This is a genomic window from Mucilaginibacter ginsenosidivorax (genome assembly GCF_007971525.1).
Lineage (GTDB): Bacteria > Bacteroidota > Bacteroidia > Sphingobacteriales > Sphingobacteriaceae > Mucilaginibacter > Mucilaginibacter ginsenosidivorax.
Window position 1 is genome coordinate 5,382,087 of sequence record NZ_CP042437.1, and the last position, 25,754, is coordinate 5,407,840.

Annotated in this window: 26 protein-coding genes; 21 read left to right on the plus strand and 5 right to left on the minus strand. The window is 45.2% G+C overall.

The window, feature by feature from the left end:
* Positions 1-24: 24 nt before the first annotated feature.
* On the plus strand, positions 25-1,848 hold the full coding sequence (locus tag FSB76_RS22470; RefSeq protein ID WP_147057346.1) for a RagB/SusD family nutrient uptake outer membrane protein: 1,824 nt from the start codon (positions 25-27) through the stop codon (positions 1,846-1,848).
* A 78-nt stretch (positions 1,849-1,926) separates the two neighbouring features.
* Here the strand turns inward: FSB76_RS22470 and FSB76_RS22475 are convergent, their stop codons facing one another.
* Positions 1,927-3,060, minus strand: coding sequence for a redoxin family protein (locus FSB76_RS22475; protein WP_147057348.1), 1,134 nt, complete (start codon positions 3,058-3,060; stop codon positions 1,927-1,929).
* 132 nt (positions 3,061-3,192) lie between these two features.
* Positions 3,193-6,108, minus strand: a complete 2,916-nt coding sequence (locus FSB76_RS22480) for a helix-turn-helix and ligand-binding sensor domain-containing protein (RefSeq protein ID WP_147057349.1) — start codon at positions 6,106-6,108, stop codon at positions 3,193-3,195.
* A 256-nt stretch (positions 6,109-6,364) separates the two neighbouring features.
* Between FSB76_RS22480 and FSB76_RS22485 the strand changes: the two genes are divergently transcribed.
* The 8 genes from FSB76_RS22485 to FSB76_RS22520 all read left to right on the plus strand — a co-directional run bounded on the left by FSB76_RS22485 (position 6,365) and on the right by FSB76_RS22520 (position 16,689).
* On the plus strand, positions 6,365-7,357 hold the full coding sequence (locus FSB76_RS22485) for a glycosyl hydrolase (RefSeq protein WP_147057352.1): 993 nt from the start codon (positions 6,365-6,367) through the stop codon (positions 7,355-7,357).
* Positions 7,358-7,532: 175 nt separating this feature from the next.
* Positions 7,533-9,050 carry a TolB family protein gene (locus tag FSB76_RS22490; RefSeq protein ID WP_147057354.1) on the plus strand — a complete coding sequence of 506 codons (1,518 nt, stop codon included), beginning with the start codon at positions 7,533-7,535 and terminating at the stop codon, positions 9,048-9,050.
* Between the two features lie 10 nt (positions 9,051-9,060).
* Entirely contained in the window at positions 9,061-9,921 is an 861-nt protein-coding gene (locus FSB76_RS22495; protein WP_147057356.1) for a sugar phosphate isomerase/epimerase family protein, read from the plus strand.
* Positions 9,922-10,034: 113 nt separating this feature from the next.
* Positions 10,035-10,487, plus strand: coding sequence for a VOC family protein (locus FSB76_RS22500; RefSeq protein WP_147057358.1), 453 nt, complete (start codon positions 10,035-10,037; stop codon positions 10,485-10,487).
* A 38-nt stretch (positions 10,488-10,525) separates the two neighbouring features.
* Complete coding sequence (locus FSB76_RS22505) at positions 10,526-11,410, plus strand: TIM barrel protein (RefSeq protein WP_147057360.1); 885 nt, start codon at positions 10,526-10,528, stop codon at positions 11,408-11,410.
* Positions 11,411-11,416: 6 nt separating this feature from the next.
* The gene (locus FSB76_RS22510) at positions 11,417-12,109 is read left to right on the plus strand and encodes a 3-keto-disaccharide hydrolase (protein WP_147057362.1); all 693 of its coding nucleotides are present in this window, start codon (positions 11,417-11,419) and stop codon (positions 12,107-12,109) included.
* 447 nt (positions 12,110-12,556) lie between these two features.
* On the plus strand, positions 12,557-13,615 hold the full coding sequence (locus FSB76_RS22515; protein WP_147057364.1) for a hypothetical protein: 1,059 nt from the start codon (positions 12,557-12,559) through the stop codon (positions 13,613-13,615).
* A gap of 80 nt (positions 13,616-13,695) precedes the next feature.
* Positions 13,696-16,689, plus strand: a complete 2,994-nt coding sequence (locus FSB76_RS22520) for a glycoside hydrolase family 2 TIM barrel-domain containing protein (protein WP_147057365.1) — start codon at positions 13,696-13,698, stop codon at positions 16,687-16,689.
* 531 nt (positions 16,690-17,220) lie between these two features.
* Here FSB76_RS22520 and FSB76_RS22525 read toward each other — a convergent pair.
* Positions 17,221-17,424: a hypothetical protein gene (locus FSB76_RS22525; protein WP_147057367.1), complete on the minus strand. Its 204-nt coding sequence runs from the start codon at positions 17,422-17,424 to the stop codon at positions 17,221-17,223.
* Position 17,425: 1 nt separating this feature from the next.
* Between FSB76_RS22525 and FSB76_RS22530 the strand changes: the two genes are divergently transcribed.
* The 12 genes from FSB76_RS22530 (at position 17,426) to FSB76_RS22580 (ending at position 23,653) form a co-directional block, all read left to right on the plus strand.
* Entirely contained in the window at positions 17,426-17,797 is a 372-nt protein-coding gene (locus FSB76_RS22530) for a single-stranded DNA-binding protein (RefSeq protein WP_147057369.1), read from the plus strand.
* A 47-nt stretch (positions 17,798-17,844) separates the two neighbouring features.
* Complete coding sequence (locus FSB76_RS22535) at positions 17,845-18,717, plus strand: hypothetical protein (protein WP_147057371.1); 873 nt, start codon at positions 17,845-17,847, stop codon at positions 18,715-18,717.
* Between the two features lie 31 nt (positions 18,718-18,748).
* Positions 18,749-19,147, plus strand: coding sequence for a hypothetical protein (locus FSB76_RS22540; protein ID WP_147057373.1), 399 nt, complete (start codon positions 18,749-18,751; stop codon positions 19,145-19,147).
* A 2-nt stretch (positions 19,148-19,149) separates the two neighbouring features.
* On the plus strand, positions 19,150-19,401 hold the full coding sequence (locus tag FSB76_RS22545) for a molybdenum ABC transporter permease (protein ID WP_147057375.1): 252 nt from the start codon (positions 19,150-19,152) through the stop codon (positions 19,399-19,401).
* Positions 19,402-19,405: 4 nt separating this feature from the next.
* Positions 19,406-19,996 (plus strand): PRTRC system protein E, encoded by a 591-nt coding sequence (locus FSB76_RS22550; RefSeq protein ID WP_147057377.1) that lies wholly within the window; start codon positions 19,406-19,408, stop codon positions 19,994-19,996.
* An 11-nt stretch (positions 19,997-20,007) separates the two neighbouring features.
* A complete protein-coding gene (locus FSB76_RS22555) occupies positions 20,008-20,223 on the plus strand; it encodes a PRTRC system protein C (RefSeq protein ID WP_147057379.1) in 216 nt (71 codons plus the stop codon).
* Between the two features lie 2 nt (positions 20,224-20,225).
* The gene (locus FSB76_RS32235; protein ID WP_158642957.1) at positions 20,226-20,402 is read left to right on the plus strand and encodes a hypothetical protein; all 177 of its coding nucleotides are present in this window, start codon (positions 20,226-20,228) and stop codon (positions 20,400-20,402) included.
* A 104-nt stretch (positions 20,403-20,506) separates the two neighbouring features.
* Positions 20,507-21,409, plus strand: a complete 903-nt coding sequence (locus FSB76_RS22560) for a hypothetical protein (RefSeq protein ID WP_158642958.1) — start codon at positions 20,507-20,509, stop codon at positions 21,407-21,409.
* Positions 21,410-21,423: 14 nt separating this feature from the next.
* Complete coding sequence (locus tag FSB76_RS22565; RefSeq protein ID WP_158642959.1) at positions 21,424-22,173, plus strand: PRTRC system protein B; 750 nt, start codon at positions 21,424-21,426, stop codon at positions 22,171-22,173.
* Complete coding sequence (locus tag FSB76_RS22570; protein ID WP_147057385.1) at positions 22,170-22,988, plus strand: PRTRC system ThiF family protein; 819 nt, start codon at positions 22,170-22,172, stop codon at positions 22,986-22,988. Before FSB76_RS22565 ends, FSB76_RS22570 begins: the two co-directional genes overlap by 4 nt.
* Before the next feature lie 11 nt (positions 22,989-22,999).
* Positions 23,000-23,191 (plus strand): hypothetical protein, encoded by a 192-nt coding sequence (locus FSB76_RS22575; RefSeq protein WP_147057387.1) that lies wholly within the window; start codon positions 23,000-23,002, stop codon positions 23,189-23,191.
* Between the two features lie 3 nt (positions 23,192-23,194).
* Positions 23,195-23,653 (plus strand): macro domain-containing protein, encoded by a 459-nt coding sequence (locus FSB76_RS22580; RefSeq protein ID WP_147057389.1) that lies wholly within the window; start codon positions 23,195-23,197, stop codon positions 23,651-23,653.
* A 292-nt stretch (positions 23,654-23,945) separates the two neighbouring features.
* Here the strand turns inward: FSB76_RS22580 and FSB76_RS22585 are convergent, their stop codons facing one another.
* Both FSB76_RS22585 and FSB76_RS22590 read right to left on the minus strand, forming a co-directional pair.
* Positions 23,946-24,731 (minus strand): nucleotidyl transferase AbiEii/AbiGii toxin family protein, encoded by a 786-nt coding sequence (locus tag FSB76_RS22585; RefSeq protein ID WP_147057391.1) that lies wholly within the window; start codon positions 24,729-24,731, stop codon positions 23,946-23,948.
* Positions 24,724-25,752, minus strand: a complete 1,029-nt coding sequence (locus FSB76_RS22590; protein WP_147057393.1) for a type IV toxin-antitoxin system AbiEi family antitoxin — start codon at positions 25,750-25,752, stop codon at positions 24,724-24,726. The genes FSB76_RS22585 and FSB76_RS22590 overlap by 8 nt, the downstream gene beginning before the upstream one ends.
* Positions 25,753-25,754 lie beyond the last annotated feature (2 nt).

Below are 25,754 nucleotides of genomic sequence, written 5' to 3' on the forward strand. Positions count from 1 at the left end.
GCGCTAACAATAAAAAAACAGGATATGAAAACGAAATATAAAATTATTTTACCGTTCTGCTTTATCGGTCTGATCATCATTTATGGTTGTAAAAAAAGTTTCCTCGATAAGCAGCCCCTGGGCTCCCTGAGCGCTGAAAACGTAACCAGTTTAACAGGCGTTCAGGGATTGCTGATCGGTGCTTACTCTGTTCTGGACGGTGAGATAGGCCTGGCCAACTCTGTTGGTTTCGCTTATGGCAGCGCCGGCTCCAACTGGGTCTACGGCAGTGTTTGTGCCGATGATTCCTACAAAGGCTCGACGCCTACAGACCAGCCTGACCTGGTTTTACTGCAGACCTGGTCGGTATCATCCGCGAATACCAGCTATGTACAGCAAAAATGGCAAATGCTTTTTGACGGCATACAACGGAGCAATGAAGTATTGCGTGTTTTGCCCAACGTGAAGGATGTTTCTGATGCTGATGGTAAAGTGATTGCCGGCGAGGCGCGTTTTTTAAGGGCATTTTATCATTTCGGCGGCAAAATAGTATTCAATAACTTTCCGTATGTGGATGAAAGCATTTCGGTGGCCAACAATAACCTGAATGTGCCCAATGTAGATAAAAGTGGTAAATTTATAGATATATGGCCCAATATTGAAACCGACCTGAAATTTGCCATTGATAATCTGCCAGAAGTACAACCACAGCGCGGGAGGGCCAATAAATCAGCAGCGAAGGCGTTTCTGGCCAAGGTGTATATGTTCGAGCATCGGTATGCTGATGCCAAGCCCCTGCTTGACCAGCTGATCAGCAGCGGTCAGACAGCCGGCGGTCAAAAGTACGCGCTGGTAAATTTTGAGGATAACTTTAATGCAGCCACAAAAAATAGTGCTGAATCTGTTTTTGCCTACCAGGCCTCAGTTAATGATGGCTCGCAGCTGAACGGCAATTATGGAGATGTGTTAAATTTCCCTAACGGGCCAGGAGCGCCGGGTGGCTGCTGCGGCTTCAATAATCCTTCGTTTAACCTGGCCAACGCTTTTAAAACGGACGCTAATGGCTTGCCGTTGTTAGATACCTGGAATAACGGCAATGTGGTAAGCGATTCCTCTAATTTATACACCGGCAATCTTGATCCCCGTATCGACTGGACTATGGGCAGGCCCGGCGTGCCTTATTTTGACTGGGGGCCGGATAGCAAACAGTGGATCCGCGACCCGGCCACAAACGGCGTGTTCAGCCCTAAGAAAAACGTTTACGCCAAAAGCCAGGCCGGTACTTATTCCTCAACCGAAACGGCTTTCTGGGGCGCTACCAGCATTGATGCCAACAATGTGAATTTTATAAGATTTGCGGATATCATACTATGGGATGCCGAATGTGAGGTGGAAATTGGGAGCCTTAACCAGGCTGAAGTATATGTAAACCAGATCAGGAACCGGGCTGCCGACCCGGCAGGCTGGGTGTACGCCAGCGGAAGCTATAATGCCGGCAACTCAAAGTATTCTTCGCAAACCAAGCCGGCGGACAAGTACAAGGTGTCGGCCTACCCAACGGGCACTTTTACCACACAGGGTCAGGCCTATGCCCGTAAAGCGGTACAGTTTGAGCGCCGCCTTGAACTGGCCATGGAAGGTCACCGCTTTTTCGATCTGCAACGCTGGGATAACGGTACCGGGACGATGGCGCAAATTCTGAACACCTATCAGCAGGTAGAAAAAAACAGGAACTCCTTTTATTACACCAACCCCACAGCGCAATTCCATAAAGGGATCAACGAGTATTTTCCCATACCGCAAAAGCAAATTGACGTTGAAAACTCAACCGGCCAGGTTAACCTGAAACAAAATCCCGGCTACAACTAATCTGTAATTGAATGCTACAAAACAAGAAGAGGCTGCTCCAGGGCGGCCTCTTCTTGTTTGAACTAAAACAGCTGTGAGTTAGTAATACCGGCCTATATATTGATTGTCAACGATGAGTTTTTTCAAGGCCGCAGGGTCAATAATACCTTCTTTGGCGTAAACAATTTTACCGTTTGGTTCTACCAGCATGGTATAGGGCAGGGCACCCTGCCATTTGGGGTCGATAGCCTCAATGAGTTTATATTTATCATCCTTATTGAATATAAAGTTGGTTGCTGAGGCCTGTGATTGCTGCAGAAATTTCAGTGCTTTGTTCATTTTTGCCGGATCATCGGCGCTGATGGTTATCAGTTCAAAATCACGTTTGCGGTACATCCTGTTGATGGTGATAAATTCCGGAAACTCGGTAGTACAGGGGCCGCACCAGGTTGCCCACACGTTGATGAGCCTTAGTTTATCCGTTTTATTACTGATCAGCCCTTTAATGCCTGCAACCCCAATGGTGTCAATTTTTACCGGCTCCTTAGCCCACTCATCTTTAGCCCGCTGCTGCCAGTTTTCCTTTTCGGCCCATTTGATGGAGCAGCCAAAGACCTTCGTAGTACTAACATCCGGCATTTTATTATTCAGGAGCTGATTGATGGCATTGCGGGTATCCTGGGTATTGGGCGTTTTGCCGGGCTTTTCCACATCATCTATCCTGCCCGAAAAGCAAAGTTTCCGTGCTTTATTGAATATAAACACGTGTGGTGTGGCTATAGGGCCATATGCCCTGGTAACCGCCTGGGTAGCACCATCGTACAGATAAGGGAAATTATAATGCTTATCCGCTGCCCGTTTTTTCATCTCGGCAAAGGAATCGCTCATATCGGTATAACCGAGTTCGTCGAGGCTGATAGCATTAGGATCGTTTGGCATAATAGCCACTACGGCAACGCCTTTAGTGCTGTAGTCTTTGGTAAGCTGAATGATCCTGTCTTCGTAAGCCTGGGCGGTTGGGCAGTGGTTACAGGTAAAAATGACCACCAATACAGATGCGTTTTTAAACGAGTTCAGGGTGTAGGCTTTGCCATCGACGCCAGGCAAATTGAAAGCTGGCGCGGCTGCCCCTACAGCCAGCGTCGGATGATCTCCGGTTGGTGACTTAAATGCACAGATAACCACGCCGGCAAACAGCAAAAACACGATTGAGAGATAGCTTAACTTTATCATAATGATTATGGTTTTTGAGATAAAAAGTTTCCTGTTAATTAGTTAAGTAAAATTAACATGATACCCCAAATTCCAAATACCGCTATATCCTATTTGTGCAAATGAAGTATAGGTGACGTAGTGAAATGTTGATTAATGCTGACCTATAGGATCCTTTTTTAAGGAAGACATTTCAGAAAAATAGTTGCCAAGATTTGTTTCGGTAGGCACCTGCAGCTTTTTACGCAGCCGGTACCTGCTTATTTCAACCCCACGTACGGATATGTTCATGAGCTGCGCTATTTCCTTACTGGATAAGTTCATCCTTAAATAAGCGCAAAGCTTAAGCTCATGCGCGCTTAATAAGGGATGAGCTTCTTTGACTGCTTTTAAAAAATCGCTGTGCGTGTTATCAAAATACTCGGCGAACTGATCCCATTCTTTATCCATTTTACTTTCCTGGTTCAGGATCCTGATCATCTTTTTTAGTTCTTCGGATGGCATATCATCGCTTGATTTGCGCAGGTGTACCAGCTCTTCCCTTATTTTGCCTAACAATTCGCTTTTTTGCAGCAGGTGCAAAGCCACAGAGGCCAGCTCGGAGTTTTTACCTAATATTTCTGATTCCAGCTTTTCATTTTTGAGGGCAATGATCTCCTTTTCTGATTTTTCCATTTCCAGCTGGTGCAGGTATTTCAATCGTTTTTGTTCTTCTTCATATTTTTGTTTCTGGCGGAGGAATTTTCTTTTAAGCCATTTGTAGAACAAATAATTAAACACAATAAGCAATATACCATATATACAATAGGCCCATGTGGTACGGTACCATGGAGGCAATATGGTAAACGTATAACTTGTAAGGTCCGATTCGTCGCCCAGGTTACTTCTTGCCTTAATTTGAAAGGTATAAGTGCCCTCAGGCAGGTTGGTGTAATCTCTTTCTGTCCGTCTTGACCAGGCCGACCATTCGTGGTCAAAATTCTTTAATAAACAGCTGTACTCAATATTTGATTGCTTTTGGAACGAAGGCGAGGAGTACTCGAAATGCAGGGTGTTTTGTTTGATGCGCAGTTTTTTGACGGTATTCTTTTCGTCCGGGCTGTTAAAGGCTGCTATTCGATATCCGCCGTTTAAAACGCTGTCAGCGTCGCCCGAAGCCCTTACCTGCCGGAGCAACACCCTGATTAAACTCTTGTTAGCCTTGTATTTCCTATAATTGATATGGTAAAATCCCTTTTCAGCGCCTACGAATATATTCTCGTCATTTAAAGGATAGATGTTCTCAAAGTCGCTCACCAGTTTACCGTTAAGTTCAGGGAAATAGATCAAACGGGGTTTATGCGCTGAAAAATCAACTACGCCCAGTTTCTTTTCTTCGATAAACCAGATATTGCCGCCGGCATCTTCCTTCAGATAACACAATGCTTTATTTTTAAAAATGGGCTCAAAATAGGTAGAGGCTTCAAACCTGTCGGTACCGGCGTTGTATTCATAGATGCCTTTTTCGGTAGCCACAACCATGCGGTTCCTGATATGGAAAAGGCGGTTTTTTAAATCAGAAGGCAGACCGTTATGGTGATTATACAATTTCGCGCTGGATTGGCCGGGCAGGCTGAGCGCTATTTTATAAATCCCTTTGTACGTATGCGCTACCCATGCGGTATGGTTTTGTACAATAACAAAACGGGATGATTCATTAAAGTTGATCGACCGGTCCTGTACAAAAGCATTATTGCTGTACCTGATCAGGTCGAGGCCGTTATAGCCGCCGGCCACAATGGTTGACGATGGTAATACCTTATCATACGGCGTAAAGTTCCAGTAACCAAAACGGGTACTTATGGGATAGGCCTTTTTGTTTTTTATTTGAAAAGCACCTTCATGATGCGCCAGTAACAAATTGTCGTTTACTTTAAAGAGTCCCCATGCCGATGCTTTTGTTCCCGGAACTGTTTTAAACGTGCCGTTAATATCACTCAGGTCGGCATGGCCATCAACGGATAGCTGGTATAGCCAGTTCGAGGTGCCAACATATAAGGTATGATCGAACAATATAGAACTGTAGCCGGCACCCTCATTTAGTTTTTCGGGATAGATATGCTTGATAGCGCTGTTATAAGCATTAAAATCGATCCCGTTATCAAGCCCCATCCACAGGTTCCGGTCCTTATCTAAAAATAAACTTAATACGGTATTATTTTGCAGGCCTTCTTTGCGGGTGAAATTTTGAAGGATACGCCCTTGTTTATCGATAATGTACAAGCCACCCATATGCGTGCCAACGGCGATGTGCCCATTATCCATCATCATGGCGCACATGATCTGCTGATCAAGAAAAGGGTCGGCATCTTTAAATCTAAAACGGCTTACCGTTTGATGTGCTAAAATAAACAGGCTTTTTTTCAGCGTGTTGATTAGAATACTGTCTTTGTTTAAATGCAGCAAACCGGTAACAGCCAGGTACTGCGGCATTGATTCATTTATTGGTAAGGGTGCCCATTCTCCGTTTGAAAATTGAAAAAGGCCTTTTTTTGCATCCTGGGCTATAAGCTGATTATTGCAGGTTCCTAAAAATTGCCATTGTGAAACAGGCTGGTACGCGGTGATCGATTTGCCATCGAACTGAAAAATATTGTTTTGCGAACGGAAAAACATTTTATCATCAAAGGATACAATATCCCAGATATCTTTAAATGAGGTGATTTTTTCCGGCAGCAGGTTCTTTAATGAAGTAAATGCCAGGTTACCATCTTTGTCAGGCAAAAAATAGCCCATCTCATTTTGCCCGCCGGCGTAAATCCTGCCGTTTTCGCCAAGTGCTATAGACCGGATAATAGTTTTGTTGGGCAAAGGGTTAAGTTTCCAGTAAGTACCGTCGAAACTTAACAGGCCCTCGCTGTTGGCAAAATAGATGATGCCATTTTTATCCTGCACAATCCCCCTGTTTTGTAAGCCACCGTTGTAATCGCTCCTGTAATAAGAAATGATATTAGGCAGCCCGATCGGGTTTTGGCCGTAGGTAAGACCGAACTTCAGTAATAAAAAAAACAAGAGCCATCTTTTTTTCATACAAGTACCAAATTTTCTTAAATAATCTAAAAAACGTGCCTTTAAATAAGGATTTGCGATATAAACAGCCTTATGATGTAGTAATGAAGTAACCTCAAATTATATCACTGGTGCTGCAAAAATTAATTTTGACCCATAACCAAACGATAAATAAAGTCTGAATAATAATTAAAAAATTGGTTTGCCAGGCCGATACACCTTACGCATTTAGCGTGGAAGTTAAATAAAGTTTTTAAAACATGAAATAATATATACAATGAGAAAAACGACACTCTTTTTATTTCTTTTATTTTCAGTAAAGTGCTATTGCCAGCCGTTTGAGCCTGTCAACAAAAATGCCTCGCCTGAAGCCAGAAAGCTTTTAAGCTATTTATATCGCATCAATGGTAAATATATTTTATCGGGCGAGCATGGCGGCGGTAACCGTTTTTTAGATAGCGTGAAGTCATTAACAGGAAAATATCCGGCACTATGGGGGAGTGATTTTATTTGGTCCGGGCCGGCGGGCGGCGGCCAGCGTGTGGTTGACCAGGCCATTGCAAATTACAAAAAGGGTTATATCATAGCGCTGATGTGGCACCAGGGACGTCCTATGGATAGCCCGCCATATGGTTTTAAACAAAGTGTCCAGGCAAAAATAACAGATGAAGAATGGACGCAGATAACCACCCCCAATACAGCGCTGAATAAAAAGTGGCTTGCCCAGATCGACACGATAGCTGTTTATTTAAAGCAATTGAAGGATGCCCATATCCCTGTGTTGTGGAGGCCTTATCATGAAATGAACGGCGTTTGGTTCTGGTGGGGAAACCGGCCAGGCAAAAACGGTATAGCTAAACTTTGGAAAATGATGTATGACCGCTATGTTAATGATTACCATTTAGATAACCTGATATGGGTTTGGGGAGCTAATGGGCCCAGGGACTTGCCCGAGGACGAAGCCTATTCCTATAAAGGATTTTATCCGGGTGCAGCGTTTGTAGATATTTTAGGAACAGACATCTATCACGCCGATTACGAGCAGAAGGATTACACCGAATTGCTTAAGCTGGCGAAGGGCAAACTGATAACGTTAAGTGAAGTTGGCGAATTGCCGAACGCCAGCGTATTGAAAGCGCAGCCATTGTGGTCATGGTTTATGGTGTGGACTAATTTTATATGGACCAATAATTCAAAATCTGCAGTGAGGGAGATTTATGAACGACCTGAAACCATCTCGCTTGGTGATGAGCATGATATCAAATACTAAAATATATACATCATCGGCAAGGCAAATTACTTTGGATTGCTGCCATCTGTTCATCAATTGAAATTAGTCAGCCTTTCTTTCGGTTAGTGGCGTTGGAACTTAATACCTCCGCTGTTGGCGGAACAGCGGATAGGTGAGCATTCATAAGTCTTTAAAACATGAAACAATATATACAATGAGAAAAACCAGCTTACGCAAAACTATTAGTACAATTTGCCTTTTATCAGCAGGTCTGTGTGCCATGGCACAGCAACAACCCATAGGGATTTTCGAGGGACAACTTGATGTAGGTGCCAACACCAAGCCCGGCTCCGGCACTTACCTGCCCGGAAGCCGTCAATACATCATTTCCGGCGCGGGTTATAATATCTGGTTTGATCATGATGAGTTTCATTATGTGTACAAAAAGATAAAGGGCGACTTTATACTGTACACCCGCGCTGAATTTGTTGGCTGGAACGGTGTGGAAGAACACCGTAAGGTGGGCTGGATGGTGCGTAAATCACTGGATGGAAATTCGGCCCAGGTTAACGCTGTTGAACACGGCGACGGGCTTACTTCCTTACAGTTCAGAAGAACTGCCGGTGCTGCTACCGAAGAGATCAGATCAAAAATTACACATGCCAATATTATCCAGCTGGAAAGAAAAGGAAATACTTATACCATGCGGATGGCCAAATACGGCGAACCTTTTGTTACCGAACAGGTAGCGGACCTTGACCTGGGCGAAGAGGTATATGTGGGGCTTTTTGTGGGTTCACACAATCCGGATGTCGCCGAAACCGGTGTTTTCAGGGATGTGAAGATCACAGTGCCTTTTGCAGGCATAGCCGATCAGCGGACACAAATGACCCTGGGCAGCGACCTTGAACTGATGGAAGTTGCCACAGGTAACCGTGAAGTTATTTATTCGGTACCTTATTCCATACAAGCGCCAAACTGGCTGCCCGATAACAAAAGCCTTATTTTTAATGACAGCAAAGGGCTTCTGTATAATTTTGATCTGGCTTCGCGTACCCCGGTTTTATTAAACACCGGTAATGTTAAAAATAACAATAATGATCATGTGCTGTCTTTTGATGGCAAGATGATCGGTTTAAGCAGTAATGTTAAAGAACTGGGTGGTTCCATCGTTTATACCGTTCCTGTTACCGGCGGCACGCCGAAACAGATCACGCCTAAAGGGCCTTCTTATCTGCATGGCTGGTCGCCCGATGGCAAAAGCCTTGTTTTTTGCGGCGAACGGGATGGTGAGTTCGACGTATACAAGGTGCCGGTAAACGGGGGTAAAGAGATCCGCCTTACGACCACCAAAGGTCTTGACGACGGCCCGGAATATACCCCCGATGGCAAGTATATCTATTTTAACTCCGTACGATCGGGCTTAATGCAGATCTGGAGGATGAAACCTGACGGAAGCGAACAGGAGCAGGTAACCACAGATGATTTTAATAACTGGTTTGCCCATATCTCGCCGGACGGTAAATGGATGGTATTTCTTTCATTTCTCAAAGATGAAGTTGAGCCGGGCATCCACCCGCCATATAAGCATGTTTATATCAGGCTGATGCCCATTGCGGGCGGGAAACCCAGGGTACTCGCTTATGTTTATGGTGGTCAGGGTTCTATTAACACGCCTTCATGGTCGCCGGATGGTAAGCACATCGCCTTTATCAGTAACAGCATTAAATAAAGACCGGCTTATGATATCAGATAACTATAACAGGCGTAAATTCCTTAAAACCTCGGGCACAGCAGTTGCCGGGATATTTTTAGCACCTCAATTAATTAAAGCAACAGGTAAGCCCACCCGGAAAATAGGGATTCAGCTTTACACCCTGCGAAAAGAAATGATGGCAGACGCAACGGGTACTTTAAAGCTGCTTGCAAAAATGGGTTATAACGAAATCGAATCGGCCAAAAGCGAAAAAGGGAATTATTATGGTTTAAAGCCCAAAGAGATAAAAAGCATTACGACTGATCTGGGTATAAGTCTGATCAGCTGGCATGTACGGATCGATGCCGACTGGCAGCAATCTGTTGATGAAGCAGCAGAGGCCGGCCAGCCGTATCTGATCTGTTCAGTGTTACCGGAAAACGGGCAAACAGTTGCCAATTATCAGCGCAGCGGGGATGTATTTCTAAAGGCCGCCGAGGTTTGTAAAAAGTCAGGTATCACATTCGGTTATCACAACCATTCGTCGGAGTTTGAAAAGGACGGACAGCAAACTTTGTATGATGTATTGCTTGACCATACCGACCCTGATCTGGTAAAAATGGAGCTTGACCTGGGCTGGGTAATTGCTGCAGGGGCTGATCCTCAATATTATTTTAATAAATATCCCGGACGTTTCCCCTTGTGGCATTTAAAAGATATGGATGCCAAAACCAAACAAAGCACCGAGTTTGGAAAGGGAAATGTAAATATCAACGGCTTGTTTGATCATGTAAAGCAATCAGGGCTGAAACACTTTTTTGTAGAACAGGAAGAATACAGCAGTTCGGCCCTGGAAAGCTGCAGGTATGACCTTGACTATCTTAAGAAACTAAAATATTTTAATTAGAAACGTTGATACAATACTATAATGAAAAATTAACCCGCTGATTGAGATTTAGCTGAAAATTGGGAAAGCACCCCGTTTGGGGTGCTTTTAATAAAGCCAAAATAAAATAAGCCATGATAAAAAAGATAAATTCCTTTACTTTATTAACGCTGTTAATAACGGCAAGCCGGGCATTTGCTCAAAGCGGCCCTCAAGCAGATCATAATGCGCTGTATGTTAAAGACCTTGCTAAAAGCGCCGCATTTTACCGCAACGTAATGCAATTGCAGGAAATTCCGGAGCCATTTCATGATGGAAAACATGTTTGGTTCCGGACGGGTGCACATAGCCAGCTGCATGTTATACAGGGGGCGGCCGAAGTTTTTGAGCATGACATCAATACACATTATGCTTATTCGGTACCTGACATCGCTGTATTTGCCAAACACCTTGATGAACTGCATGTAAAATATGGTAACTGGAAAGGGGACTCCAAATCACCGCAATTGAGGCCCGATGGTGTTAAACAAGTTTATTTACAGGACCCGGACAATTTCTGGATAGAAGTTAATGACGATAAATTTTAAGTAATCCAATTAATTCAATAAACCTAATTCATAAAAATATGATCAACAGGCGTTCATTTATAAAAACTTCGGCGGCGCTTTCGGCAGGCTTGCTGATAAGTCCGCATTTATTTGCATACGATAAAAAATATATTGGCCTGCAATTATACACGGTACGCGATTATATGCAGCAAGATGCAGCTGCAACTTTAGCCAGGGTAGCCCGGATTGGTTATACCACAGTTGAGGGCGCCACCTATACCGGCAGCGAAAAATTTTATGGTTTGGATCCTTCAGGTTTTGCCGCGCTGTTAAAACAAAACGGATTGGTAATGCCCAGCTGCCACTATCGTTTGGGCGAAGAACTGGTAAACGGATCATCACAAAAAGGCACTATCCTGAACGACTGGGGCAGGGCAGTAGATGATGCCGCTGCCGCAGGTGTCAGGTACATGGTTTGTGCCTTTCTTTCGGTGCCGGAACGGGAATCATTAGATCATTATAAAAAAGTAGCCGATGATTTTAACAGAGCAGGCGAAACCTGTAAAAAAGCAGGTATCCAGCTTTGCTACCATAACCACGATTTCGAATTTATACAGGAGGATGGTAAATATCCTTATGAATCGCTGCTTGCCAATACCGATAAGCAACTGGTAAAAATGGAAATGGACCTTTACTGGGTAACTAAAGCTAACCAGGATCCTATAGCACTTATCAATGAGCACCCGGGCCGTTTTCCTTTATGGCATATCAAGGATATGGATAATACAGCAAGCAAAATGTTTACGGAGGTCGGTAACGGTACCATTGATTTTAAAAAGATATTTAAACATGCCGGTAAAGCAGGTTTACAATACTTTTTTGTGGAACAGGATAAATGCCCTGCCGATCCTTATGACAGTATTACCCAAAGTATAACTTATATTAAAAAGAACCTGGTTTAAACGCTTATGAAAAAAATATTTGTTTTGCTCATGCTGTTAAGTGCTGTTACAGGCATGAGCTATGGACAGCAAAGTAACAAGTGGCATTACCTTTTTGACGGCAAATCGGTAACCGAACTTCGCGGTTACAAGATGGATGCTTTTCCATCGGAAGCATGGAAAATTGAGGATGGTGCTTTGGTTGCTCAAACCGGTGTGCCCAATATTGATTTACTGACAAAAGAAACCTATACCAATTTCGACCTGACGCTGGAGTGGGCAGTATCAAAAGCCGGCAACAGCGGTATTTTTTATAACGTGCTCGAAAACTCGAGCCATGAATCGGGCAATGGCAACAGCCCCAACTGGCTGGATAATTTTGAGATGCAGCTATTGGACGATATTGATTTTAATGATCATGAACCAAGGCGCTCCGCAGGCTCATTATATGATCTGATCGCGCCGCAAAACAAACAGCTTAAACCGGTTGGTGAATTTAATACGGCGCGGTTATTGGTGGATCATGGCCATGTGGAGCAATGGATCAACGGGCGTAAAGTGGTTGAGTATGAGCTTGGCTCTGCGGCGCTGAACGATTTGATCGGCCGCAGTAAATATAAAACCAATCCCAATTTTGCCAAATCAACCAGCGGGCACATTATGTTTCAGCATCATGGGCAAAAGGTTTGGCTGAAGAACATTAAGATAAAGCGTTTGTAACCCTCGCATCCATGATATAAAACGCCGCTATCTTTGACTGGTGCTTGATGTAAAAGAAATATTGATGGCTTAAGTCCGGGCTAATTGAGCTTAGCTGCCTTTTGTTATTATACTGCAAACGACAGTCTTTCTTTGGACCGCGGCCATCCGGGATCGGCATGTTGTGAAACATTTTGGATACTTATATTTAGTTAACCGGGCCATGTGTTGCTGCGTCAATGATCAGGCCGGCCACCTCTCCCGGATGAGATTTATAACAGAATTACCGGGCCCTTCAGCCTCTGCCAAAGCGCAATCGCGCTTTGGCGTACATGCGTTCCGGGCCCGGAGTAATGATACGGTCTGCGCTGCTTTTGGTCTTTCCACCGTTTTCAGGGATAATTACTGGTATTGTATTTTTAACCTGATTATATTGCAGCGTCTGCGCCCAATGTTGTTTTTAACTGAATGAAAAGAAGAGATTTTATCAAAGACGCTGCCTTAGCTTCGGCCGGAATGTCACTATTACCGGGAATACCCGGTGCTGCGCCCCCGCTTGCGAATAAATACCGCACCAAAATACTGAATGCTTATTACCTGCGGGCACATATGTATACCATTGTGCCAAGACAAATTAAAGAAGATCTCCAATGGATGGCCGATATAGGCACCAATGTGGTTTCAGTAGCCATACTGGAGCAGGACCTGTTTGCTGCTGTAGAAAACGTACAAATTATATGTAACGAAGCCGAAAAACTTAACATTCAGGTATACGCTGTTCCATCAAGGTGGGGCGGTATTACAGCAGGTGCACCCAAAGTACCCAGCCTTTTTTCAGTCAGGAACCCACAAACATGGATCCTGAAAAAAGATGGCACGCCAGCTTACAATGATGTATCAGGTGTGATCAGTAGCGTGCATTATCCGGAAACAGCTTCATTCTTTAAGTCTTCGCTGGATAAAGCGTTCGGGTTATGGCCTTTAAAAGGTGTGATTTGGGATGAACCGAAGGCATTTACGATGGATTATTCGTACAGGGCTATTGCAAATATGGGTAAGGATGCTACATTTAATGATAGCGTAAAAGCGGTTGTTGATTTCTTTTCGGATATCAATAAACACATTAAATTTACCCATCCTGAAATAACCACTTGTTTGTTCTCCTACGCCGATTCGCCCGATATTATAGTAACTGAAGGTGCAAAAACCGCTGCCCTTGATTATTACGGATGCGATGGCCGCCCCTGGCGAAATGAAGACGGCGGCAAGCTGGAAAGCCCGGGCAAAGTGCTGTTGGGTAATGGCGGGCGCTATTTAAGCGCGGCGCATGATAACCAGAAAAAGAGTTTATGGTTAATAGAAAATCATAACTTAATGGAAGCGGATATTGCATTGATGAATAGGCGTCTGCCCGAAATTATTGACAGCGATGTAGACCATCTCATTTATTACTACTACCCGCGTAACAGCCAAAATCCGGATAAGGCCATGAAAACTATAGCCCGACACCTTAAAGGCTTTAAATAAGATCAGCTTGATAATCCGAAATAAATTATCTTGACAATTAACAATCTATAGTAACCTGTCAACCTACCTAAATAAGAGGAATGAAAAATCTTGGAAAAAGTATAGTATTGGTTTTTGCTTTAATAATATTCTTTCCGATAGGCTCACTTGCACAAGGTGATAACGGGATAAAAACACTTTCACTTAATGGCAAGTGGGAAATGGGTTTCGCCCGCAGGTATACCCAAACCGTAACGGTACCCGGTATTGCTACCGATCCAACCCATATCGGCGAAGACACATTATGGTACAAAAAAGAAATCAGGCTGCCTGAAGGAAACTGGACCAGCGCAACACTCGAGCTAAAAGGTGCGCGCTTCCGTCCGCAGGTTTATATTAACGGTAAACTCGACGGCCAGCAGGAAGGGGGCATGGGCCCGGTATTTTTAATCCTTAAGAATGGAGGTATGAGACCAGGGAATAGAATTACTATGGAGATTGCGCTGGCATCGCTGAGTAATGTTCCGCAAACGGATGCTTCCTATATACCCCAATCTGATCAATGGCGCTCCGATGTATCATCCGGTTTGTGGGATGATGTTATTTTACATTTGCACGGCGATGTCAGTATCAACAGGATTGTGCCTTTCACAAATTATAGAGCCCAAACCGTTCATGTACAGTTTGATTTGAATGGCGCCGATGGTTTTAAAGGGAAAGCCAATCTCCAGATAGCTGATGCAAATGGGCGCATGCTGATCAGTAAAACAGCACCCGTTTCAGGCAATCATAATGCGGTTGACTTTGCTATTAATGCCAAACTGAAAAGCTGGTCACCGCAAAACCCTAATTTGTATCATCTGAAATTGACTATTGTTAATTCCAAAGGCGGAATAAACGATCAATCTGTGATTCCTTTCGGAGTCAAGAGTTTTGAAGTTAAAAATAAGCAATTCTATTTGAATGATAAACGTTTCATCGCTAAAGGCATAACCGTAGTATGGCACAGGTGGGTACGGACAGGAGAGGGGCGCGGGTTAGGGTATGATACAGCCTGGTTTAAAAGGAATATCATCATGCTATCTAAAAACCATGGCGCTAATTACCTGCGCTTCCATTTGGGACTGCCTGTGGAAAGATTTTTAGATATGTGCGATAAATACGGCTTAGTTGTGCAATTCGAGTGGAGTTTTTTTCATGGAATGCCCGCATCAAAGGAAAGCTTGCTGATTCAATATAAAAATTGGCTTGATCTTGCCATGCGGCACCCATCAGTTGTTCTGATACATCCCTATAATGAAACGGCTGGTGAGCAGTTGAAGACAGCCTGGACCGTTTTGGATGAGCTATTAAAACAATACCCGCCGCTTGTGCTGGAAGACCGGGACGTGATACACATTCATAAATACTGGTGGAGTATGTTTGAGAATTTAGGCTTGTATTATGACAATTCCGGTGTTTTTCCTAAAGCAATCATGGCCGATGAATTTGGCGGTAATTATTTAAACGAAAAAGGTGATTTAGGCGAATATCCTGCAATTAAAGAAAGCTTTCTGCGATTTTTAGGCCGTGAAAACACACGCGAAGAACGATTGCAATTCCAGGCAGAGTCAAATGCCCGGATAGCTGAATATTGGCGGCGTATCGATGCTGCCGGGTTTTCGCCGTTTTGTGCCCTGGCCAGTAATGAGGATGGCAACAACTGGTTTATGGGATTACTAAAAGATGCCAGGCCTAAACCGGTTTGGGATGCTTTAACAGCCGCTTTCTCGCCGCGTTCGGTAAGTATCGATATTTGGGATAAAGATTTTATAAGTGGCCAAAATATTAGCCTGCCTGTGTATCTGTTTAATGATGAGGATACCAAAGCCGTTTTAGCTATTAAACTAACGGTAGAAAATAAAGCCGGTAAAATATTTTTCACCAAGGCGTTTACAGCCGAAATGGATGCCTTGAGTAAAAAAGTGCAGCGGGTGCCTGTGAATTTACCTGTCACGACAGGCGACTATACGGTAAAAGCGGAATTGATGAACAGGCCGCAAACAGTTAAATATCCCGTGATATCCCAATGGAGTATAAGGGTGCTCAAGGCAGAGGTGCCGGAAAATCTGAAGAACGTGAACGTAGGTATATTTAGTGATGAACCGGAGTTGAAGCAGTTTTTCACCGAAAGGCATATTAAGATCGTTGACGCGGGCGATGCTGATGCCAGCGTAATCCTGACATCTGAACAAACCTGGAATAAATTAGCTGAAGGTGATAAGAATATCTCAGATTTGCTTCAGGCCGCTGTTGCAAATGGCAGATCGGTAGTAATGCTGGATGTTGGAGACAGGCAACTCGGGCAGGGTTATCCCAAAAAAGCCGGCGAACTGGGACCCTTGCAGGGAGTGGCAAAAGTATCAGATCCCAGGATAAATTCTTATAATCTGTTTGGCGGTATCCTGCTCAAATTCACAGAAACAGCCGAGCCTGAGAGTTTTATTCATCCTGATAAGGCCAACCGCGAACTTTGGGGTAATATGCCTAATGCCTATACAGGTATCTGGAATGGCCTGCGTGGTGGCCTGATTGTGCCTGCTGCCGATATGCAGTTTTCGGGCTTAAGTGCTGGAGCGTTTGTTGCCCAATGGAAAGCAAGAGGTGCGAATGAAGTAAAAATTACATCCGGGCCTTATTATGCTTATGAACTGCAAGGGTTTTATATTTTTTCTGATCAGCCTGATGATCCTGACTTGAAAAAGAAATTAAAAGAAAAAGTGAACTTTTTAGTGCAGGATGCACCTTCGCTTGCTGCGTCCATTAACCTCAATATGCCGGTGACTGTCACCGATTTAACAAAAGGCTATCACGATGCTGAAAAAGGCATTGCCGATAACTTCACAGGCCTGGCCAATTGTGCTAAAAACTTAACGCAAACCCCTGTTGCATTGGTGGGTTTTGGCAAAGGCAAAGGAAAACTAATAGTTTCACAACTATTAACATCAGGCCGTTTAGCGAAAGGCTTTGAGGGGAAAGGTTTGTACGGTATCAGGTATGACGAAGCTGCTGTTCAATACATTTTAAATATGATCAGTTTGTCTTTAAAGCGGTAATAAAAGATCTCTTTATCTAACTTTCCCTTTGCTGCTTTACCGAAACAAATTAATAATCCGTCAATTCATTTTGTTTATCGTATTAAGCTGCATTTCCCTGCCAGGTCCTGCTTATCCATGTTATCTTTCTGTGAAAAGATGCCGTTGCAATCACTGAGCAGTTTTGCTCAAATATTCAGGTATTTGCGTTGCAAAAACCTGAACGTCAGGTCCGCGTTCAGCGCATCATTTCAGCCTCACGGGTTCACCGGGCTCCCTTGGTTCCGCCGGGTAAAGCTGCGCTCGTTTTTCATTCCTGCCCTGACCGTTTGATCCTAATAAATGTCGTCCCCCCGCTCTTGCGAATGATCCGGCAAAATTACGACCAGGCCCTCCGGGTGCCTCGTCCGGCAACGGTAGCCGGAAGGGCAGCCGTTCTTTCGCCCGGTTAAGATCCTTGCCGGTGATACCTCCAGATTCTTTTCCATACCCTTTCCCGGACTGCGCTTAGCTTTTATATGCTGTTTCATTTAGCCTTTGCTGGAGGCGAATTTACACCTCTTCAGCGGCCAAGGCCAGGCAAGTGCCGCTATAAAAAATCTCCACACCTGCGCTGCGCTCCGGGTCGTATTTTTTGCGGCAGCCTTGTTCCGCTCGCCCCCCGCGCAAGTATTCTGCCTCTATCAAAGGCCAAATGAGGGTTTTGCCGAAATGGACTTGATAGAACAGATTTTTTAACCATTTAATTTTTAACAAGATGGAAATCACAGGAAGATTGGTAGCAGATGCTACCGTGAGAGCGGTAAACGCTGACAAAAATGTAACCGGGTTCAGGGTAGCCGTTAACCGCAATTACAAATCGCAGGGCGAGCAAAAGCAGGAAACCGCCTTTGTGGATTGCACCTACTGGCGGGGTGAGGGTATAGCGCCTTACCTGACGAAAGGCATGGTGGTGCAGTTATCGGGCTTCATGACCGCCGAAGCGTGGGTAAGCCGTGACGGCGAACCGATGGCCGGTTTAAGGTTTCGTACCGAGGAAATCAATATGCTGACCAGATCAGGGAAGCAGGACGATAAACCCGCAGGTAATAAAAAACAAGGGCTGAGACCAAGCGAACAATTCAATTAATGGCTTAGGCAACCGACAAGTATTAACCGGATTTAACCACAAGCGTAATGAAAAGGGAAAGAGTAAAGGATATCGCAACAGTCGCCCACCGTTGGGCGAACGGTATAGGGGAAAGCGGTCAGGCAAGCAACCTGTTTTTTGAAGGGGAAAATATCTATTCCTATGGGTATCACTTTTTGATCGCCAGACATGTGTATAACAGCCGGGGCGGCCATGCTGTACTGGTCACTCAAAAGACCTACAGCAGATCGACCTCGGCACAAGCTACACTCGTCAGACAGGCATCCCGTCATATTCAGCAGATCGGCGTACCTGACCCGGAATTTGATGCGGAAATGATGTTTGAAGAATGGTATAACCAAATCAAACTGATCGCAGGAAGGTTGGAGTATTCCCGTAAACCTGAAAAACTGGTTTGGGAGATCGGACGGGTTTACGCCGCCGCCGAATCGTACGCCGCCTTTTTCGCCATTGACATACCTGCGGCCTTAAGGCAGGCCGGTACCATTGATGACAGTGAACAATACCGGGAAATGGTTCGTCAGGAAACCGAATTAAAGGATGCGCAGCTAAAAAAGAAAAGGATCGAAGCCCTTCGTATCCAAAAGATCAACCTGAAACGCTGGCGCAGCTTTAAAGCCGATTACCTGACCACCGCAGACGGTTTTGATTACCTGCGCTACAACACGGCTACCCGCAGGATTGAAACGAGCCAACGGGTAGAAATACCCGAAGCCATCGGCAGGCAGTTCTATGCGGTGGTGTTGGATACCCTTGCGGCAGGCGGTTGTACCGATTGCAATTTGCGCCTGATGGACAGTTACGAGGTCAGGAGCATCAACGCAAAATTTATACAGGTCGGTTGCCATAAGATCAGCCTCAAAGAAATCCGGTCATTCACCAAAAAACAGGGGTGGTAACAACACCCCTTAACATCAAAATTCAATTCAAATGAGACGCTACGAAAAAACACGCAATGGCATAGAGTATACTGATGAAATAGTAAGCAGTGACGGCGCAGCTTTCGTGCTGTACCCGACAGCGGAACATACGCCCGAAATGGTAAAAGCAGCCATCCGGGAACTGTTTAATGACCGGGATGTGGTAGCGATGAAAGTCGCTGATGCACGGGATTGGGATGAACGTTACCGCACCGAAATCTTCGCCCATCCGTGGACAAGCCCACTGCGGTGGTTCGAGATCAACGCCGATGACTATGAACTGTTAAGGCGGGAAAGGGAGAAAGGCACGCCCCCGGAAGAATACATAAAAACCTTTGTGTTGCCTCTTACCGCCGAAACCAAAGCGGCAAATATCCAAAAATACGGTAACGAAATTTTAGAAAGATAATAATGACAACGCATCATAATAATATCATTCCCATCGGCTTGCTGTTGCTTGCCCTTGGGTTTACCATCCGCTACCAAATCGGCAGGCGCAGGTTTAACCGTAGGGGGATCGGGGGACTGCAACAGTTCTCTACCTACAGTAAGTTCATTTTTATCATGACCATTGAACGGGTTATTTATTTTATTGCTACGCTTTGCCTGTGGGCAGGCTTGTTTTTACTCGCCTTCGCAGGTATTCAATCCATTAAATTTTAAGCTTATGAAAACTAATTTTTTTCAGCAGATAGCAGGTTTAGGTTTTAACGGCAACTACCTGCTCAATATCCATCAGGATGAAACAGGGGTGCAAACGGTATCGGTGGTACTCAAAAAGGAAAAAGCCGTAACCGGTTTGCCACCCATGATCTTCAAAGCGACAGCCGAAGAACTGGACGAACGGTTTTTTGAGGAACTGGCGAAGCCTGTTCAGCAGACGGTGGGTCTGATCACGAATATCGAATCCTATCAAAAGGAACTGGAAAAGGCGAAAAAGAACGCCAAACCGGATAAAGATAAGACCGCAAAGGCTATTGCGACTGAACAGGACGAGGACGACAAAGAGGATGAGAATAATTTATTTACCCCGCCCGAAGATGATAAACAGGCCAAAGCCGAAAAGAAAAGGCTGTACGACGAAACGATGGAAAAGGTAAAGGAACTGGCGCAGCATACCAAATACGCCGAAGCCCTCGCCAATCTCCCCGATGTGGCCGATTATCCCGACAAGGCCGAAGCCATCGAAGCCAAGCGCAAAAACCTGCAGGCAGGGAAAGAGGCCTACGATAAATTAACCGCATCATTCAACGATTAATCAGACCTGCCATGAAAGTAAATATCTTAAAGCGGGTGTTCCTGCATAAAGAGAACGGGCAGGACATCCGGCTGACCGACCCGAACGAAGCTTTTACCATTGCCGATGTGCAGCATTTCTATGCGGGTACTTACCCGGTGCTGACTAACGCCAAAATTATCGGTCCTGACATCAGGGACGATGAAATGCAGTACCGTTTTGAAAGCACGATGGGAACGAAAGGATAGCCATGAAAAATAAAGCAGAAAACAGGATAGTGAAAATTGATAAAAAAGGAAACGTATGGAAAATTCAGCAGTTGTTCGGAGAACTGGCAGCGGGCATAGACCGCCTGCCCGATGCAAACGAAGTAAGGCGCAACCCGCTAAGGAGCGCACCCGCCGGATTAACAGTAATGGTTTTTTAAACCACAGTTTCCGCCCGTTCTGGTCGTTCAGCGGGAACAGGGAAAGGATAGCAGGGGAGTATTTTGGCTCCCTTGCCAATCTCTGTAATTACTATCAAATCCCCTTGCCCGTTACCGGGCTGCCGTTCCCGCAAAACATCTATGCCACATGGCAGGCATTGGAAAAGGAGGTGAGTGCTAAAGACCGCAACCACCATTGCATGATCTTACAGGATAAAGGTAAAAAGGCGGTTTTGTCGGTAGTCAAAACCCTCGATCTGAGCCATTGCCTGTTTTATATTCCTGTCAGGCCCTATTGGTTATGGTTGCAGTCTGCGGAACAGCAGCGCATCACCGAACTGGTGACCGTTATTTTCGCCTACCTGCATCAGGTGGTCGATATTCCATTCTACGCCGAGAACGGCAGTTTCATGGATTACCAGTACGATACACTGGAACAATGGATCAGCGAAGCGGAGGACGAGCGCATGAGTGATGATGAAGATGGAGAATGGCGCAGGCAGCAGGAGGATACCCTGTACGAATTGAGGCGTGCAGGTGGCCACATCATGCCCGTCATTAAAAACCCTGACTGGTTATTAAAAATGGAACAGGTGGTCACCGATTATCGCCACAGGGACAGCCATCAACAGGAATGGGAAGTATTGGCCATCGGTTTTTTACAGCTATACCAACAATACCCTAAACGCTCATTACCCGACAGTATCCACCCGGATTTGGTTTATCCCGACGAAGAAGAACGGATCAGGGTGGAGGAGTACACCAGTTTTTATTGGAGTGACCACGATTGTTTTGAGCATGAGTTAATGGAAATGATCAATTGCAGCTTTCAGGAAAGACCTGTGATGGATGAACCAACTGCTATTTACTATTTCGACAACATGCCCGAAACGGAACGAACCGATTTTGATTTCGAAAACCGCTTGTTTGACCTGATCGAACGTTTGCGGGATTTATTAAACGCTTATGACCATGAAGAACGGCCAAGCCCTCTTGAATGCCGTTAAAAAACAATAATAAGATGAAAAACATCAGCCAACAGTTTAACAGTGGGTTTGAACCATTTAAAGCCCTGCTCATTTACAGGCACACCAAGGAAGAAGAGATCAACCAGTTCCAGAGAAATGAACGGGAAACACAGATTTATGTGGAAAGTTATGACATCGGCATCAACGGCAAACCCGTTAATGCACATCCCTTATCTGTTAAAGAAATGAGTGCATTGGCCGACCTCCTGCAAACTTCGCAGGATTTGAAAGGCGGCTATCTGAAAAGCAGGGCACTGCTGCCCCTGAACGTTTTGTATGTCAATCAGCAGGGTAATGGTTATGCGGTATGGTATTCCCCGCCACGGGAAGTAACGCTATTCTTTACAGGTAACCTGAATATTCCATCGGGCAGGTTTAAAATACCTGCCATGGTATGGAAAGCCAATGCGGAACATGTAAGCGTTTATGCGGTAAAGGGGAAGCAGCGCCCCGCCGGAAACACCGCATTACAACACGCCCCGTATCTGAATATCTATAACAGCGGACAGGTGTGTATGGGGACGGTGAACATCGCCATCAGCAAAACCGAATGCTTGGAGGATTTTATGAGCCTTTGGGAGCAGTATTTCTTTAACAGCCAGTTCAGCCATTCCATCAGCGGCAACCACAATACCAGGACAAATACGACCGACCTATGGCGCACACTGGCGGGAACGGGCAGGGATTTTCCGCAGGATGAATTAATCAAAACAGGTTACACGCTTAAAAATATCATTATATGAAAGCACGGAATAAAAAGACACAGAAACCTGCTGTACATATCGTTCAAAAGGAATTATTGCAGCCTTATAACCCGGTTACCATCAACCTGATCGGGGCAGGAGGCACGGGAGGTCAGGTCTTGACGGCACTGGCAAGAATGAGCCATGCGCTGATCGCTTTAGGTCATGCGGGTTTGTTCGTCAGGGTATTTGATCCTGATACCGTTGACCCTGCCAACCTCGGGAGGCAATTGTTTACGACTGCTGAGATCGGCCTGCACAAATCCGTTGCGCTGATTAACCGCATCAACCGTTTTTTCGGCACGAACTGGAAAGCCGAAACCCGGCGCTATGATAAACATATGTTAGCGGACCGGGATTTTGCAAGTGCCGTGATCACCATATCCTGCGTGGATACGGTAGAGGCCCGTTACGATATTGCAGAGGTATTGAAATACCTGTCTAAAAATCATAGTGGCCGTAACCATGTCCAATACTGGATGGATTTTGGCAACAGCCGGACAAGCGGGCAGGTGATACTTTCAACCATAGCGCATATCAGGCAACCTGCATCGGAATTATATAACCCGGTGGAATGTCTTCCTTTGGTTACCGATGAATTTCGGGAATTGCTCTGTTCCTCCGAACAGGGGGATAACACCCCAAGCTGTTCACTTGCCGAAGCCCTGACCAAACAGGATTTATTTATCAATTCCGCTTTGGCCAATGTCGGCGCATCGTTGTTATGGCAGTTATTGAGGGAGGGCATACTATTTAACAGGGGTTTCTTTTTAAACCTTAAAGATTTCAGGACGCAGCCCGTCAAAGTGGCTTAAATAAAAACATCATGAAAATTATTGATCTGGACGGGAAGGAAGTTAAAGTAACCGATCTTTCTTTAGCTATCTTGCAGGCGGATGATTTCCGGCGTTACAGGGTAAACAAACCAACGGAATACCAATTGTATTTATATAAATACTGGGAGGACTTTTATCAAAAACTGGTATTATTGGACACGGAAATCAGACAGCAAAAATAAACGATGTTACGGTTCACAACGGGCAATTTACTGGATTCAAGTGCGGAAGCGTTGGTCAATACGGTCAACACGGTAGGTGTGATGGGCAAGGGCATCGCGCTGGAATTCAAACTGGCCTTTCCGCATAATTTTGAGGTTTACCGTCAGGCTTGCCTGAATGGTAACTTACAGACCGGGCAGCTATTGGTCGTCAAAGACAGCAACCTGCTTTCAGGGGAAAGGCTCATTATCAACCTGCCGACCAAACGGCATTGGAAACTGCCATCTGCCTATGCGTACATCGAAAGCGGTTTAATCGCATTGGCGGCATATCTACAGGCTAACCCTGTTCAAAGTTTGGCCATGCCCGCTTTAGGCTGCGGTAACGGTGGATTGGACTGGAAAGTCGTCAGAGCGATGATCGAACAGCACCTGGGCGAACTGGATAAGGCCATTTGGGTTTATGAACCCCAGATAAACTAAGCGGTGGGAATAGTTGAAATAGCCCGGCGGGCGGGCATTCGCCCGCCCCGTTTCGCCCCGTATTTTCGAATGAACTAATTTTGGGAGAAAATACGGGGCGCTCCATGGTTCAGGAATGCTCCGGTCATTAGGCTTTAACCGCTTCCAGGTTTACCAGTGGAACCTGCTGATGTTGATCCTTCGGGATAATTTCATGCTGCTGATCTGGCGCATACTGATTAACAGGATCATTGAGATAACTGTCATAGTCATTTTGCAGCCGATAATTAAAGGTCTGGTTGCAGTAATCATTTCAATTGGCCGGTGCCGCTTCGTCGTTTAACCCATCGAGCATGGCCTGCCACCAGGTCGTTGGCCTGTTTTTTATAATTTGCTTGATCCTTTCCCGCAGGTCATCTGATCCCGCCAGCAGATGATTGATTTTTCTTCCGATGACCCTCGAACAAACGAGTTGCAAATAGTCGCTCTGATCGGTGTCATACCTGTCCATAATGTCAAAGTTTTCCTCGTAAATATCCCCGGAATAAAGGTCGAAGTAAACACGGATGATGTGTTCAATATCGGTAATATCTTTCGTTCTTTGAGGCCTGTCATTATTGGATATCAGCTTCAGCAGAATGATTCCCTCCATCGTGCAAACCTTAATGCTCATCGTATCCGTGACCTGTATAGCCTCAACGAAGGGGTAGATTTCCAGGAAGCCGGGCATATTCAGGACGAACGAGGGATCTGTGAGCTTTACATGACGGTTGGGTTCTTCAATAGCCCCAAAAGGTAAAAGATCTACTTCGATGGAATGACGGTAAAACAATTTGATGGTTTCCTGGGCATCTGCGCTGAAATTTCCTGTGGCGATCAATGCGGCTTTGAGCTGGTTGAACTGACCTTCATTATTGATCAGGATAGCGAGATCTACATCCTTTGTTTTGCGGATCGCTGCCGCGCCCGGATCAGCGGAGAGGTGGATGTCACGGGCTACCGCGCCAACCACGTAGTAATCTATCCCGAATAGGGTAAACACCGGTTCCATTTCTTTCAGCATTTCGGTTATGCCGGGATATAAGATCAGTTCAGTCAATGTATTTCATTTTGATGCGCTCCGCGGTTTCCTGGTTACGGCTGTCGAAGCTGGTGATTAATTCCGCGTAGGCCAACAGGGCCGGTACTGTTGGTGTGTGAATGCCTGGCCCGTTATCTTTCCAGAATTGTTCCAGTATCTCGATATTGCCATTAAGGTCGGGCACCAGGTGCAATTTTTTCATCAGTACAGCCTTAGGCTCCCTCGTGTACATGGTGAATTTCTCAGGTTGCAGAAAATTGGTCAGCAGCGCACCGGCATTTTCACCGCCCCACTTAAACTGGTTCGTCTCGAGCTGATCCCAGTGATTGACCTGATCTTTGTCAATAAACCGGAAATTACCTGCCAGTAATTTCGGCCGCAGGGTTGCCCGGTATGCTTCTGCCCACCGGTTGATCAGTCTTTCTTTATGCTCGATGAAAAGTCCCTTATTTTTGCCGCCATCCAGTACATAACCTTCTTTTTTCAATTCTTCCAGCAAACCGCCAACATTACCTAAAGCAATATCGGCTTCATCAGCGATCCGCCGGTAGGGATGGTTCAGGAGTTCCGGTTGCATCAATATCGCAAACAGGAATTTCAGGCCTGCAGTCTTCCATAACTTACCTTCCACCGGCACCCGGGTCTCGGTTACCTGCTGATCATTGATATATATAAATAATTCAGGGGTCTGTATGAAACAGTTTCCCGCAGCGTCGAGATAGTTATAGTTGATGCTTTTCAATTCCTGTTTGAGCGGCTTGGGTATATACTGTGCAACCAGAAGATTTGCTGCCCCCGTTTGACGCTGAACAGGAAGGAGTTTTTTATTTCGCAGCTCGTTTTTGATCTCTACGGCAAAATGCACCTTGTTTTTGGCGCTGCAGATTTCTATCTCTGCATCAGATTCCTTGTCCGGCTGTGCGACACCCGCTCTCAGGGTTTTAATCGTTACGCCTGTCAGCAGCGCCAGTTTTTCAGTTGCCTGATCTAGTATTTCCCGTTCTTTGGTGTTCATTAAATTTGACTGTTCATGATTCATGA

Coding starts and splice junctions, on each gene's coding strand:
- FSB76_RS22470 (WP_147057346.1), top strand. CDS start 25: ATGAAAACGAAATATAAAATTATTTTACCGTTCTGCTTTATCGGTCTG.
- FSB76_RS22475 (WP_147057348.1), bottom strand. CDS start 3,060: ATGATAAAGTTAAGCTATCTCTCAATCGTGTTTTTGCTGTTTGCCGGC.
- FSB76_RS22480 (WP_147057349.1), bottom strand. CDS start 6,108: ATGAAAAAAAGATGGCTCTTGTTTTTTTTATTACTGAAGTTCGGTCTT.
- FSB76_RS22485 (WP_147057352.1), top strand. CDS start 6,365: ATGAGAAAAACGACACTCTTTTTATTTCTTTTATTTTCAGTAAAGTGC.
- FSB76_RS22490 (WP_147057354.1), top strand. CDS start 7,533: ATGAGAAAAACCAGCTTACGCAAAACTATTAGTACAATTTGCCTTTTA.
- FSB76_RS22495 (WP_147057356.1), top strand. CDS start 9,061: ATGATATCAGATAACTATAACAGGCGTAAATTCCTTAAAACCTCGGGC.
- FSB76_RS22500 (WP_147057358.1), top strand. CDS start 10,035: ATGATAAAAAAGATAAATTCCTTTACTTTATTAACGCTGTTAATAACG.
- FSB76_RS22505 (WP_147057360.1), top strand. CDS start 10,526: ATGATCAACAGGCGTTCATTTATAAAAACTTCGGCGGCGCTTTCGGCA.
- FSB76_RS22510 (WP_147057362.1), top strand. CDS start 11,417: ATGAAAAAAATATTTGTTTTGCTCATGCTGTTAAGTGCTGTTACAGGC.
- FSB76_RS22515 (WP_147057364.1), top strand. CDS start 12,557: ATGAAAAGAAGAGATTTTATCAAAGACGCTGCCTTAGCTTCGGCCGGA.
- FSB76_RS22520 (WP_147057365.1), top strand. CDS start 13,696: ATGAAAAATCTTGGAAAAAGTATAGTATTGGTTTTTGCTTTAATAATA.
- FSB76_RS22530 (WP_147057369.1), top strand. CDS start 17,426: ATGGAAATCACAGGAAGATTGGTAGCAGATGCTACCGTGAGAGCGGTA.
- FSB76_RS22535 (WP_147057371.1), top strand. CDS start 17,845: ATGAAAAGGGAAAGAGTAAAGGATATCGCAACAGTCGCCCACCGTTGG.
- FSB76_RS22540 (WP_147057373.1), top strand. CDS start 18,749: ATGAGACGCTACGAAAAAACACGCAATGGCATAGAGTATACTGATGAA.
- FSB76_RS22545 (WP_147057375.1), top strand. CDS start 19,150: ATGACAACGCATCATAATAATATCATTCCCATCGGCTTGCTGTTGCTT.
- FSB76_RS22550 (WP_147057377.1), top strand. CDS start 19,406: ATGAAAACTAATTTTTTTCAGCAGATAGCAGGTTTAGGTTTTAACGGC.
- FSB76_RS22555 (WP_147057379.1), top strand. CDS start 20,008: ATGAAAGTAAATATCTTAAAGCGGGTGTTCCTGCATAAAGAGAACGGG.
- FSB76_RS32235 (WP_158642957.1), top strand. CDS start 20,226: ATGAAAAATAAAGCAGAAAACAGGATAGTGAAAATTGATAAAAAAGGA.
- FSB76_RS22565 (WP_158642959.1), top strand. CDS start 21,424: ATGAAAAACATCAGCCAACAGTTTAACAGTGGGTTTGAACCATTTAAA.
- FSB76_RS22570 (WP_147057385.1), top strand. CDS start 22,170: ATGAAAGCACGGAATAAAAAGACACAGAAACCTGCTGTACATATCGTT.
- FSB76_RS22575 (WP_147057387.1), top strand. CDS start 23,000: ATGAAAATTATTGATCTGGACGGGAAGGAAGTTAAAGTAACCGATCTT.
- FSB76_RS22580 (WP_147057389.1), top strand. CDS start 23,195: ATGTTACGGTTCACAACGGGCAATTTACTGGATTCAAGTGCGGAAGCG.
- FSB76_RS22590 (WP_147057393.1), bottom strand. CDS start 25,752: ATGAATCATGAACAGTCAAATTTAATGAACACCAAAGAACGGGAAATA.